Source organism: Pseudomonas sp. B26(2017) (assembly GCF_002113045.1).
Taxonomy (GTDB): domain Bacteria; phylum Pseudomonadota; class Gammaproteobacteria; order Pseudomonadales; family Pseudomonadaceae; genus Aquipseudomonas.
The window spans coordinates 75046-88500 of the sequence record NZ_NEJJ01000019.1 but is presented as its reverse complement, the minus strand read 5'-3'; the positions used below and the strand labels follow the sequence as shown (position 1 = coordinate 88500).

Here is a 13455-nt window from a genome sequence, read left to right as displayed (position 1 = left end):
ATCGACCAGCAGAGCTGGCCGATGCTTGTAACGATCAGCCGTAATTAAACGACTGGAGCACGCCAGTCATCGGAACCCGAAGTACCGGATACTTCGTGGGTCCAGGTGATTTTGCGGTAGGTGAACTGCACTTCTTCCAGGTGGGTGAAGTGCGCGTTGCCTGGATCCTGGCAGTTGTGCATTTTGTTGTTGATGGCGACGATGATCGCGTCTTCCAGTTTGGTGGTGTAGTAGTGCTCTTGGGTACCTTGAGCCGAAGTGCGGTACCACTGGATAACGATTTCGCTCATGCGCTCGCCGGAAGTCAGCGCGGCTTGCAGCAGAGGCGAAGCCTTGTCGTAGACCTTGGTGATCACGACTGGCTTGTGAACGCGCTGGCCGGTTGGCTGACCGGATTGCGGGTCACGCGGGATGATCACGTCGTGGGTGAACGCCTGAACCATGACCTGGTCTTCGTGACCTTCCTGGTAGGTGTTGCCCACGGAGTCGGCGGTGAAGGCGCCGGCAGTGATCAGGCCTTGTTTTTCGCCGGTAACCGACATGTACGCTGGTGTTGCCATGGGGAGGTGCTCCTTGCTGGATATTTAGGGTGCCCGGGAGGCGAAATCGCCCGGTGGGTGCCGGAACAGTTATCAAGGAGCGTGCCAGTTTTTAAAAGGTCTTATAGATCGTGGCTTTGCGAGTGGGAGAGGTAAAAGCCCAGGAAAAAAAACGGTAAAACAGAGGAAAAGTGCGCAAGAAGTTGCGCAGTACTGCGCAACTTCTTGCGCACTTGGCTGCAGACCTTGTAGATAAAGGCCTGCAGCGATTTTAAGGTGAGTTTTATTATGGGGTACTGCGCAACTTCTTGCGCAGCATGGCATTAGGCCATGAATTTCTTTCTATCATCCTGAACAATGTGACGGGGGCTGGCTGCTTTCGGCTAGAAACGGACGTTGGCTAACGACCGCTACCGGCCGAGGCTGTGTAAAAACGTTTTTGAGCGCGACAGGTACTCAAAACCGGCCTGGAAATCGCGCTTCTACGCGAAATCCACATCTGCTGACGTGCCGATAAATTTCAGATTTAACGTAGACGCGTACACTTCAATTTTGGCGAAGCGTTTTTACACACTCTGTGCCAGAAGCGGACATTCACATGCCACCGCTATCGGCAACCAGGGGATGCTCATGAGCGATCGAGCCGAGTCCAGACAGTTCGGGGCGTCAATACGAAACCAGTATTGAAGTGGAGATTCGCACAAGAAGTTTCTTGCTCTCAATCGAGACGCGTCCCGCTCCAAAACTCATTCTCAATTTTTAGAATTTCCTTGCGCTAAATCAATGCGCTATCCGCCTGATACAACACTGCAAGGAAGTTTTATCTCCATGAAAGCAATTAAGTTTCTGATGCTCGCCTCGGCTGCATTCACGATGACCAGTAATGCCTTCGCCGCTGATGGCACCATAAATTTCACCGGTGAAATTGTCGCTGCATCTTGCGTCGCTTCTGCAGGTGCAGGCTCCACCGTGGGTGGCAGCGCTGGTCAGCAGATTGTCGATGTCAATCTCGGCAAGATCAGCATGGACGCTATCAATGGTGCAGGTGAAGGCAATATCGCCGCCGGCACTGCTATCAACCTCAACCTGGACTGTGGTAACACGGCTGCCGGCCTTACAACTGTCAAGTTTAGTTTCGACCCGATGTCCGGCTCCGGTGTCGATCCTAAAAACAACAGTCTGCTGAAAATCACGGGCAGTGCTGAGGGCGTGGGCATCGGCATGTTTGACGATAACAACCAACTAATCAACATGTCTGGCAACGAAACCTACTCTGCTCCTTTGGTCGTTGAAGGTGAAGGTAAAGACGCGAAGTATTCAGCAGCTATGCGCATGCGGGCTTCTTACGTAGCCAATGGCGCCGAGCTAAAGCCCGGCACTGCCAATGGCACTCTGCCGTTCACTCTGACATACGAGTAAATCGTCCTAAAAAAGGGAGGACTTATATGTCCTCCCGTTTTCTGCGAGTCGCTGATGAATACCGGTAACTTTGTTCGTATCTGCGTACTGTTCACGCTCTTATTGCTATCTGGAGTAACACTCGCAGGTATTCAAGTGAGTGGGACGAGAATCGTTTTTCCAGCGTCGGATCATGAAGCTTCGCTTCAGGTTCGTAACGAGGGTAACGATGACATTATGATCCAGTCTTGGATTGAGGCGGGTGCAGGAGAGGCCAATGGTGAAATCCCTTTTGCGATAACACCATCACTTGCACGCCTTAGCTATCGCAAGCAGCAGACGTTGCGCATTTTCTACCAAGGCAAAGGGCTGCCAGAAGACCGGGAGACTGCAGTCTGGGTGAGTGTTCAGGAAATACCTCAGGTCAGTGGTTCAGAAAACAGCTTGCAGGTGGCTTTCCGTCAACGCTTGAAGTTGTTTTATCGCCCTAACGGTTTGCCAGGGAGCGCAGATGAAGCCGCCGGCACGTTGAAGTGGAATATTCTGAGAACAGCAGGCCAAGCAGTATTGTTGGTAACCAATGACTCAGCCTTTCATGTCTCGTTCGCCAAGGTGAGCGTAATCGCGGATCAGAAAGAATATGTACTTGAGCCTACCATGATTGGTCCGCGTGGCTCCCAGAAGATGGCAATCAAGGGACTTCCAGCGTCGGTCGGAGGCGACGCACAAGTTGTCTGGGAATCTATCAATGACTACGGCGCGCTGATCGATCACAAGGCATCGATCAAATTCTGACGTAGCTGCATCTTTTTTAGCAATGTGATCCGCGCACGCCATGGGGAAGTCCCCAGGATTCCCCGTGCACAGGAAGTCGCTTTTTGACGGAATTTCGGCCTTATTCCATGCAAATTAGAAAATACAGAAGGAAGTCGCGGAAGGCGTGTGCTCAGCAGAAGCCTAGTAAATATCTTTCCTGCTTGGCCGCTGCAAGTATGTTGGGCGCTTCTGCTGCGTCCGCTGCGCAGTTCAACCCAATGTTCTTGAAGGACAAAGGCGCAAAGGTCGACCTGCGTTTCTTTGAACAATCAAATGGCGTAATGCCTGGCGTTTATAGCGTTGATGTTTATCTAAACCAGCGTCTTGAGCGACGCCAAGATATCTCTTTCGTTGCTGACGAAGATACGCCAAATGCTGATGCGCACCCCGTCCTGAGCTTCGGTTTGCTTCGTGAATTAGGTGTGGACGTCGAGCGGCTACTGAAAGAGGGCATTGTATCTAAAGGAGTTACAGAAGAAGAGCCCGTTAGCATATTGCGTATAGACGGGGCGGTAGTGGAAATGGATGTTTCCAAGTTGTCTCTGTCTATCAGTATTCCACAGGCGTATATCAAGCGGCGTTCGCGCGGCTATGTTGATCCATCGCTGTGGGATGACGGGATCACTGCTGCATTTACGAACTATCAGCTGAACTTCAACCGTAATACGGGGGGGGGATTTGAGAGTAACTACGGGTATCTCGGATTACGTAACGGCTTCAACATAGGGCAATGGCGCTTTCGTAACAATTCTTCGCTCAGCCAGAGCAGCGGTATGTCGCGAAGCTTTTCAAGCAACCGCACCTATCTTGAACATGACGTGACGTCCATCAAAGGCCGATTTGCAGTCGGACAGCTTTATACAAATGGCGACATTTTCGACAGTAGCCGCTTTCGAGGAATTCAGCTCGGTTCAGACATCGGTATGCTTCCTGATGACGAATCAGGTTATGCACCCGTTGTGCGCGGCATTGCTGAAACCCATGCCACTGTCGAAGTTCGTCAGAACGGTTACGTTATCTACTCTACCACTGTCTCGCCAGGTGCCTTTGAGATTCACGATATTTATCCTGGTGGTTCCAACGGCGACTTAGAAGTCACGATCATTGAATCCGATGGACGTCAGCGCAAATATACTCAAGCATATTCCTATTTGCCGGTGATGGTACGGCAGGGGACGTTCCAGTACAGCCTGTCTTTGGGCAAATACGACAACGAAGGGATGGAGTCTCCGAATTTAATTCAGGGAACAGCGGTCTACGGTGCAACCGATAATCTGACCACGTATGGAGGTGTGCTTAGTGCCGAAGGCTACAACGCTTTTAACTTTGGCCTCGGCCTGAACACGGGAATGGGGGGGATGTCGCTCGATATCACCAACAGTCAATCGCGTCCGGATACTGGCAAGGCCACAACCGGGCAAAGTGCGCGCTTTCTTTATTCGAAAACTCTCAATAGCACCAATACAACATTCACGATGGTGGGTTACCGTTATTCCACATCGGGTTATCGAACGCTAAGCGAGCACATTCAGGAAAACAGCGAAGCTGACCAACAAAATTTCATCAGTGGTCGCCCCAAGAGTCGACTCGATCTGAACATCAACCAGACTATTGGTGGGCGTGGTTCTGTTTTTGTCAGTGCGGGTGAGACTAACTATTGGAACCGTGCCGGTAGTACCCGACGTCTGCAGCTGGGGTACAGTGGTAGTGTTGGCGAAGTTACCTACAGTATTACTGCTTCACATACGCAGAATGGTGGCCGATCGCGGGAATCAGATAACCAACTTGCGTTCGCCGTGAGTATTCCCTTTGGTTCTAGTTCCCGTTCTCAGCGTGTATATAGCAACTTTACCCGTTCGGTCAAAGATGACGACAGTCTTCAGACTGGGGTTTCAGGTTATCTCGACGATGCCGGCAAGCTCTCTTATTCCGCCCAAGCGGGTACCTATGGTAGTCAGCGTTCCAGCAGTGTCGGTATGGGCTGGGATGCCCCAATGGCCAAAGTGGCAGGAAATTACTCGATGGCTGGCTCCTCCCGTCACATGGATCTATCCGCGTCTGGGTCTGTGGTCGCTCACAGTAGTGGTGTCACTTTTGGCCAACCTGTCGGCGAAACTTTCGCGCTGGTGGAGGTGCCGGGTGTCAAGGGCGCAACCGTCAATGGCGCAACTTCACGTACCGATAGCTCCGGATACGCGATTGAAAGTTACGTACAGCCTTACCGTTATAACGATATTGGTCTCGACACCCAGACACTTGGCACAGATGTGGACGTTCTTGAAACTTCCGCGCGAGTTGTACCGCGCCGTGGGGCTGTCGTCAAGGCGCACTTCGATGCATCGTCTGGAAGACGTGTGCAGATCGATCTTGTACTACATGACGGAAAGAAGCTGCCATTTGGTGCTCAGGTAGAAGATGAGGGGGGCAAATTATTGGCAGTGGTTGATAACCAGTCGCGTGCACTGGTCTTCGGTATCAAGAATGAAGGATGGTTGAAAGTGAAGTGGGCGGACGGAATATGCTCCGCGCCTTATAAGTTACCTCCAAAAGACAATGCGTTGACCTATGACCGAATGAATATCACCTGCGGTTTTCAGGCTGATCGAGGAACCAAAAATTGAAGTGTCTAATGTCTGTTTTTTTAACCATTTTTTTCATGATGATAGGTAGTAATGCCAGAGCAGATAATTCTGCCAGATGTTATTGGTATGTAGGTGGTGTTAACCAGTATGTTAAAAGAATTTTTACTTCTGCGCCTTCGCCAAAAACACTTTATTTCGCTAAGATTGGCGATCGAATGGCTTATCAGTCAATAAATCTGGCGGCGCAGAGTTTAAATTACGTGAAGTGCCCAGGGTTAACATCTATTAATTTTACTTATACGATGGATGGTGAATTGGTTGATGGATTTAGTGATGTATATCAGACTAACATACCAGGGGTTGGAGTGCGTATGAAAAATCCGGAGCTCAACCAGAGTGTGCCCTTTTCGGGGAGTGGTAGAAGCTGTGCAAACTGCGTGGTAGGGCTTCCGAATAAATTTGACGTTGAATATGTTCGCACTGGTAGGGATGTGAAGACGGGGAATGTTTCGTTGAACTTTAAGGTTCGCGCTATGTTTCAAGACTGGGATGCTGCAGAAATTTCAATTATTGGTACGAATGAACTAAGCTCGCAAACCTTTTTTTCTGGATGTTCTGGTAGCAAAACTCAAGACATCCCTCTTGGTAAAGTGGCGATTGCTCTTCTTGAACAACAGACACCTCGCAATGTTGGCCTAGAAATCTTGTGCACCGGAGTTTTACCAGGGACGAAACTGCCCTTGAAAGTTTACTTTGAAGGGAGCAATGACGGCCCAGGGATGCTCAATCTGACACCAGGCGGCGCGGAGGGTATTGGTATCTCGCTGACCACGGCAAGCGGAGTGAAGCTACCTTTCAATAAGGCAGGGGGGCTTGCTATGAAATGGGTGAAAACGGAGCAAGACGGCGAATTGTATTCCTTCGATTTCGACGCGAAGTACGCACGCAAAGGGGGTGTTGAACCAAAACCCGGGCGGGCGGATGCTGTGTTGAACTACATCCTGGATTACAACTGAAGCCACTGTTTGCAGGTCGAGTGTTCAATGCTCGACCTACATGAAATCACGCTGCAAAATTATTGTTTCGCGAGGTGAGTCCCGCTAGGAGGGATTCAAATGGCATCGGGCGTGCGCAGTAATAGCCTTGCCCGATCCTTACTCCCATCTCTGACAGGCAGCAACGCTGCTCTTCCGTTTCTATTCCTTCCACAACCAGTTGTATGCCCAGCTCTCTAGCCAGCATGACCGTCGTCCGGGCGATACTGCGGTGTTTTGACGAACTGAGTATCTGCCGCGTGAATTCGCCAGCTAGTTTAATTTCATCGAAAGGTAGTTGGCACAAGCGAAACAGCGACGACTGGCCTGTCCCATAATCGTCTAGTGACAGACGTACACCGAGCTGACGAAGGCGAATTACACTCTTAATACAGACTTCGTCCGCTATTGCAGGACCATCCTCTGTTATTTCGAAAGTTACCGATGCCAAAGGTAGGGGATGCTTTTCTAGGCGACTGATCAGCTTTTCGAGAAAATTGGTATTGGATAATTGTGACAGGCTTAAATTAAAGGCGAATCCAAATCTTTGACCTTTGTCGTGTAGGACAATTTGATGAGCAAGACCTTGCTTGAGGAGGTTGTGCAGCAAATCATCGAGCAGATTTTCGCGGAACATCGTTGGGATGAATACGGCGGGTGCCAAAAGGCCATGGTCAGGATGCTTCCATCGCGCAAGGACTTCCACTGAAAGCAGTGCATTGCTGTTCAGATCAAATTTCGGTTGTAGGAACGCCTTGAATTCGCCTTGACGCAACCCTTTACGAATTTCTTGGGCCTGCACTGTGTCAGTCTTTAACTGTGTGTCAGGTCGATTAAGGTCGCTGTCGGTATTTATGATGCAGAATGCAGTGCGCATGTCGTGAAGCCCTGGTTAAAATTTTCGACCAAGGGTATGTGAGTAATTAATTATGGCTTCAGAGATGTATCTGGATTGAATTCGAGATAAATCTTGAATTGGCCTGAGATTCTTCTTGGTGTCTAAGTCAGCGTACTAGCAGTGATTTATTTATGTTTTCCAGACAGCTGAGGATTGCCTGTCCTGAATCGTTAATGTCCCTGCCGATTCTTCCACTAGCAAGTTCTTCCATTTCTAGGCAACGTTCCAATAGAATCTGGTGATTCAACAGGTAAGCAGTGCCTTTTATTTTGTGGACAATGCGCTTGATTTCTACGAGATCGTGGGTTTCCAGCGCTCGGCGTAGCGCAGCACTTTCACCCTCGTTGCTCCTCGTAACCTGCTCGGCCATTTTTGCGCGGATATTACTCGTCCAGGATGGACCGCCGTGCGCGTTAGGCTGCTCGTGTCCAAACTTGGGAATCATCTGATTGAGCGCAGCGAGATCAGTAGGTTTCGCCAGCACGTGATCCATACCAGCAATTCGGCATGCTTGCTGGACTTCGCGCTGAGCATCCGCCGTCAGACCAATGATCAGACCGGGTTTAATGCCTCTGCCTTTCTCAATACGTCGAATCGACCGGGTCATTTCTAACCCATCCATTTCGGGCATGTTGCAATCAGTGATCACGATATCGACCTCATGCTCACTCCAGACTCCAAGTCCCTCCAGACCATTGTTAGCGGTTAGTGTGCGATGTCCTAGGTATTCAATTTGCTGAACGAGTAAATATTGACTCGGCAGGTGGTCTTCGACGATCAATACGGTGAGTATTTCATGAGCTTCTTGGGGCGCTTGTGCCTTCAGAGAAGGTAATACAGTAGCGTCAACGATCACCTTTTCAAGATTGATTGAAAAACTCATCTGGGTGCCGCTACCCAACTCGCTCTGGACCTGCAGGGTGCTTTGCATCAGCTTACAAAGTGCTTGGCTGATGGCCAGTCCTAGCCCGGCACCCGCATTAGGATCACTCACGGCGCCATCGGCCAGGTAAAATGGTTTGAATAGCTGATCCAGATGTATTGAATGGATACCCGCTCCGGTATCGCTGACACTGATACAAAAGCTCAATGTAGAGCTTCCAACTGCCTGTACCGAGCACTGGATACTAATTGTCCCGTACTCAGTGAACTTGATTGCGTTACTCAGCAAGTTTGAGACGATCTGTTTGATCTTGACGGCATCGGCCCAAACCTGTTCCTCCGCCAGTGCATCGATATTCAGTTTTATATGCAGCTGTTTCTGCCGTGCGAGTCCAGAGAACACATTGCTCACAGACTCCAGCAGATCCTTCATCCGCACCGGTTCAGGCGTCAGAACTAACTTGCCCGACTCTATGCGTGAGATATCAAGGATGTCGCCGATCAGGGCCAATAGGCTGATGGCCGATTCGTAGGCAATATGAATGGACTGCCGATTTAGCTCGGCGTCTACCTTGCGTGTCAGCACCAGCTCCAGCATGCCTATGATGGCATTGAGCGGAGTGCGAATCTCATGGCTCATCGTCGCGAGAAACACACTTTTGGCACGGCTGGCCCGATCCGCTGACTCTTTGGCAACCTGCAGTTCGTCCAGTAGCAACTGGCGCTGTTGTAAATCTAGCCGTTTACGACGGATACGACGACGCTGAGCTAGAATCAGGAGGCCAGCAACAACAAGCAAGACGCCGAGCACCTCAAAAGAACGCCAGACGTACGATGTTACCCCCTCCCAGTACTTGTCATCAGTCGCCGAGTTAGCGCGCCATCTACCAATAATCTGTAAGTTCTTGCGAGGCGTTATGTCAAGCATTGCCTTGTCGAGTATGGATATGAATAACATCTGATCCTTCGGTGCTGCAAACACGATTCCCACACCTGGACCGTTGAAGACACCTCCGATCCTCAGGCTACTTTCATATTTGTAGGATAGGTAGTAGCGGGCTACGTTGGCGGGCGCCAAGACCATATCGGCACTGCTTTCCCGTACCAGCTTGAAAGCCTCTCCCATCGTCTCGGTTTCTTTACAAACAACATTTGGATACTGGCGGCGCAACGATTGGGGATCGGCATAGCCTTTCGCAAACGCGACCACAGTTCGGCTTTTCGCATCAAGGTTGACTTGTGCTGCTTCTTGACGTTGTACAAAGAGATAGGGGGCTGTAGTCAGTGGCCTGGTATGAAGATACGGCAATGAAGTTGGTGATGTGGTCGGCAGTATGCTGAGAATCGCTTTGCCGTGATCAAGTAGCTCGTCAGCCTCGGTGATCGAGCTGACGCGATGAATATCGAAACGGATGCCTGCCTTGCGTCGAATGATGTCCAGAACGTCAGATGCGATGCCGTTGAACCGTCCTCGGCTATTGAAGAAGGCGTAAGGTGCCAGATCCTCACTGACAGCCAACGGCACCGTTGGAGACCGGTCGAGCCATTCACGTTCCGCGGCGCTGAGTCGATTACGAAACTCGCTCGGATTACAGTCCTCGGTATCGCCCCACAGGTATTGGGCATTGATGATTTGGCAGCGGTCCAGCCCCCCCAGCATTCGGTCAATAATGTCCTGCAATATTTTGTCATCCGGCCTCAGACCGAATCCGACTTTTACCTCAGGTAGCTTCGCACTTTGGTTAACGACAAGTTGACTGCTGAATAGCTGGCTGGACAAATAATGGCTGGAGAGTGTGTCACCCAGAAATACATCGTTCTCCCCGGTCAGCACCGATGCCATTGCCAGCAGGGCGGAGGGGTAATGTTGGAAGCGCCCCCGGCCTCCAATACTTTCAAACATGTCAAGAATTTTACTGTTGGAGAAGGCAATCCGGGTTTGTCCATCCTTGGTGCTGTATTCGTGTAAATCTCCGCCTTCGGAAAAAAGCGCTAGGTCTGTCAAAGCATAAGGAGAGCTAAGACTCAAACCCTGATTTTTGGCCATCAACGGGGTGACGTTGCTAACCATATCGATGGTTCCGTCACGCAGTGCAGCATACATGGCTTCGCGAGTTTGGAATGATTGCAGTCGAGTAGGAACGTGAAGCTCTCGCTGAAACGCCATGAGGTAGTCAGCCATCAAGCCTTCGAAGCGTTGGTCTTCCTCAAAGATTCGAAAGGGCGGCAGTGAATCCTCAAATACACCAACAACGAGCACTTTTTTCCGTGCAAGCCATTGCTGATCCGATTCGGAAAGATGGGCTACTAGCTCACTCAGTGATTGTCGTGCAACGGGTATCAATTCTTGGGCATATAAAAGCTTGCCGGAGCCACAGAGTAGAAGAAGCAATACTGACAGGATTTGAACGGGCTGCAGGTAGGCTTTCACGTGAGGCACCGCTATATCAAATTATGCCGGCGAGCAATGTCGGCCAGTTCGATCAGCGAGTTAGCACCCAACTTGCTTTGGATGTTGACCTTGTGCCCACTGACTGTCTTGGTGCTCAGGTTTAGGCGAGTAGCAATCTCAGCATTGGAAAAACCCTCAGCCAGCAACTTGAAGATCTGCAACTCCCTGTCGGTAAGACCTTCGACGTCGGTTGTCAGCTCGACGTTGCCAAGTAGAGGCATGGCATCTTTTGGAAAAAAAATGTATCCGTCTGCCACTGTCTCCATCGCTTTGACCAGCTTGCTGATAGGTTCGCTTTTGCTGACGAAACCACTGGCACCGGACTGCAGGCACCGCGATGCGTAGTTTTCCTTGGCCTGGGAGGTGTAGACCAGCACGCGGGTATCTAGCTTGTCTCGCCTGATGCGTTTTAGCACCGTCAGGCCGTCGACTTTTTCCAACCCTATGTCCAGGATCACTATGTCGGGCTTGAGCGACTCAATCATTCGCACGGCTTCAACGCCGTCGGCAGTTTCGCCTACGGCCTCAAAGCCGACCGGTTCGAGAGCTGAGCGAATGGCATGGCAGATCAGTGGATGATCATCAACGATCAGGATTTTTTTACTCATTCAGTCACCGAAATATGATGGCGTTTCACTCTGAGAAACGAGGAAGAGTCTTGGCTCACTTGGGTGATTTGCTCACCCCCTAATGCATTAGCCCACGTCCATTGACAACACGTTTCTCGCGCTTCATCTGAAACCAGTGCTAATTCGTTAAACCAGTGTCGCAATGATATCTCTGGAGAACACGTCAGACATCCTTTCGTGTTGTTCGGGGTATTTTTCGAGGAAAAACCTCATGTTAAACAAGATTTTTCTTGTCTACCGCGCTCGCTCATTTGCATAGGCTGCTTGGAGTTATTCAGGAGCACAGTAATGCATCGTCAACAGGAACGAGTCGCCGTGATCGGCAAGCGCCCCGGCGGACTGCTGGAGTTCACGCGCTTGCTGAACGAGCTGGGACTTTTCGACATTTCACTTCGAAATACGGCAAATCAAATTGTGGAGTTGCTGGACAAAGGTCATCGGTTCAGTGCGCTTTTTTTTGACAACTTCGACATACACAAAGACGGCGAAAGCGTTAAGTCCATTGCGTGTTACAGAGCAATCGACCAGATCATCCTCACGGCAGACGTAAATTCTCAGGAGCGCCGCCAGCTCCTGGAGTGGGGTAAAAAGCGTTCAGTAGCGATGCTGCAAGTCATGCAGTTACCCATTCGTACCGAGGATTTGAAAAAGGTAATGAATCCGCCGCTTACGCGTTGAATCGCCCGTCCTACTGTAGAAACTTCAAAGGCTCAAGAAACGGCGATTAACGCTGCGAAACCGTCTGCTTTTGGCCGGAAGCAGCCTGTTGACGGTTGCTCCACACCTCTTAGTGTCGACGTCGAACAGTGATGTCGAAGGGGGGGAGGGTTGCGGAAATGATCGAAAAGATGCGGAAACGATCCCGAAAGACCAGAGTGAAATTTGCGAATGCCAGAAACGACAAAGCCCTGAATAATCAGGGCTTTGTCGTACTAAAGATGGCGGAGGCGATGGGATTCGAACTCATGGACCTGTTACAGTCGACGGTTTTCAAGACCGTTGCCTTAAACCACTCGGCCACACCTCCGTTGCGTTGCGGGCGCCATAATACCTGAATGAAACACACTGTCAAACTCTGTGCATGGCTTGTTACAGAGCGTCTGTTATGATCTTTGCGACTGAACGTTTCAAACCAACAGGAGTGTCGCCATGCGCGAACAGGATTACGCAGTTCACAACAGCGTGCAGGCTGAGCAGCTAGAGGTTAGCCGCGTCCTGCGCAACACTTACGGTCTACTGGCGCTCACCCTCGCATTCAGCGGTGTGATGGCGTTCGTAGCCCAGCAGATGCGGGTCGGCTACCCGAACATTTTCGTGGTGCTGATCGGTTTCTACGGGCTGTTCTTCCTCACCAACAAGCTTCGTGATTCCGCCTGGGGCCTGGTGTCGGCGTTTGCCCTGACCGGTTTCATGGGTTTCCTGCTCGGCCCGATCCTCAACCGTTACCTGGGCATGCAGGGCGGCGCTGAAGTCGTAAGCTCCGCGTTCGCGATGACCGCACTGGTGTTTGGTGGTCTGTCGGCCTACGTGCTGATCACCCGCAAGGACATGAGCTTCCTCGGTGGTTTCATCACCGCCGGTTTCTTCGTCCTGCTGGGCGCGACGCTGGCGAGCATGTTCTTCCAGATCAGCGGTCTGCAACTGGCGATCAGCGCAGGTTTCGTACTGTTCTCGTCGGTCTGCATCCTGTTCCAGACCAGCGCCATCATCCATGGCGGCGAGCGCAACTACATCATGGCGACCATCAGCCTGTATGTATCGATCTACAACCTGTTCGTCAGCCTGTTGCAGATCTTCGGCATCATGAGCCGCGACGACTGATCGCTGCACCGCTATAAACAGAAAACCCGCGAAAGCGGGTTTTTTGTTGCCTGCGAAAAAGAGAGCAGGCGATCAATTGATCACGATGCTGCCATCGGCCTGTTGCTTATAGATCGTGTAGGGCAACAGCAATGTATCGAGCACTCCCGACACGGCCGCATCGACCAGCAGGCCCGGCGTCGCATTCTTGTAGTTGAACGCATCGACGTCATCCGGCTTTTCGGCGTGCAGCAGGCAGAAGTCGTACGTCACGCCACTGTAGATGCGCGGTACGGCACCGCAGTAGGATTTGTTAGCCTTCAACTGCTCGGTGGAATGCTTGTCACTGAATGCTACGGTCTGCACCGTCCCGCACCCAGCCAGCATCCACGCCGCCAGCATCATTGCCTGAATTTTCATGCCGC

At 51.0% G+C, this 13455-nt stretch carries 11 protein-coding genes and 1 tRNA gene; 6 read left to right on the top strand and 6 right to left on the bottom strand.

The features are described from left to right. Window positions 1-44: 44 nt before the first annotated feature. Complete coding sequence (locus CAF79_RS24730; protein ID WP_007949952.1) at window positions 45-560, bottom strand: Hcp family type VI secretion system effector; 516 nt, start codon at window positions 558-560, stop codon at window positions 45-47. Between the two features lie 807 nt (window positions 561-1367). On the opposite strand from CAF79_RS24730, the gene CAF79_RS24725 reads away from it, so the two are divergent. From CAF79_RS24725 to CAF79_RS24710, 4 genes are all read left to right on the top strand, one after another. After that, window positions 1368-1958, top strand: coding sequence for a fimbrial protein (locus CAF79_RS24725; protein WP_170929786.1), 591 nt, complete (start codon window positions 1368-1370; stop codon window positions 1956-1958). A gap of 54 nt (window positions 1959-2012) precedes the next feature. Then, window positions 2013-2732, top strand: a complete 720-nt coding sequence (locus tag CAF79_RS24720; protein ID WP_085700737.1) for a molecular chaperone — start codon at window positions 2013-2015, stop codon at window positions 2730-2732. 197 nt (window positions 2733-2929) lie between these two features. Next, window positions 2930-5374 carry a fimbria/pilus outer membrane usher protein gene (locus CAF79_RS24715; RefSeq protein ID WP_085700807.1) on the top strand — a complete coding sequence of 815 codons (2445 nt, stop codon included), beginning with the start codon at window positions 2930-2932 and terminating at the stop codon, window positions 5372-5374. 8 nt (window positions 5375-5382) lie between these two features. Next, the gene (locus tag CAF79_RS24710; RefSeq protein ID WP_085700736.1) at window positions 5383-6351 is read left to right on the top strand and encodes a fimbrial protein; all 969 of its coding nucleotides are present in this window, start codon (window positions 5383-5385) and stop codon (window positions 6349-6351) included. Between the two features lie 46 nt (window positions 6352-6397). Here CAF79_RS24710 and CAF79_RS24705 read toward each other — a convergent pair whose 3' ends face one another. From CAF79_RS24705 to CAF79_RS24695, 3 genes are all read right to left on the bottom strand, one after another. Further along, a complete protein-coding gene (locus CAF79_RS24705) occupies window positions 6398-7246 on the bottom strand; it encodes an EAL domain-containing protein (protein WP_085700735.1) in 849 nt (282 codons plus the stop codon). Between the two features lie 127 nt (window positions 7247-7373). Next, window positions 7374-10580: an ATP-binding protein gene (locus tag CAF79_RS24700; RefSeq protein ID WP_139832627.1), complete on the bottom strand. Its 3207-nt coding sequence runs from the start codon at window positions 10578-10580 to the stop codon at window positions 7374-7376. Between the two features lie 11 nt (window positions 10581-10591). Next, on the bottom strand, window positions 10592-11209 hold the full coding sequence (locus CAF79_RS24695; protein ID WP_085700734.1) for a response regulator transcription factor: 618 nt from the start codon (window positions 11207-11209) through the stop codon (window positions 10592-10594). 309 nt (window positions 11210-11518) lie between these two features. Between CAF79_RS24695 and CAF79_RS24690 the strand changes: the two genes are divergently transcribed. Further along, on the top strand, window positions 11519-11908 hold the full coding sequence (locus CAF79_RS24690; protein ID WP_085700733.1) for a hypothetical protein: 390 nt from the start codon (window positions 11519-11521) through the stop codon (window positions 11906-11908). Window positions 11909-12169: 261 nt separating this feature from the next. On the opposite strand, the gene CAF79_RS24685 is transcribed toward CAF79_RS24690, so the two are convergent. Next, window positions 12170-12257 (bottom strand) — tRNA-Ser (locus CAF79_RS24685). A 122-nt stretch (window positions 12258-12379) separates the two neighbouring features. Here CAF79_RS24685 and CAF79_RS24680 point away from each other — a divergent pair. After that, window positions 12380-13051 (top strand): Bax inhibitor-1/YccA family protein, encoded by a 672-nt coding sequence (locus CAF79_RS24680; protein ID WP_007955123.1) that lies wholly within the window; start codon window positions 12380-12382, stop codon window positions 13049-13051. 72 nt (window positions 13052-13123) lie between these two features. On the opposite strand, the gene CAF79_RS24675 is transcribed toward CAF79_RS24680, so the two are convergent. Next, on the bottom strand, window positions 13124-13450 hold the full coding sequence (locus CAF79_RS24675) for a YceK/YidQ family lipoprotein (protein ID WP_085700732.1): 327 nt from the start codon (window positions 13448-13450) through the stop codon (window positions 13124-13126). Between the last annotated feature and the right edge of the window lie 5 nt (window positions 13451-13455).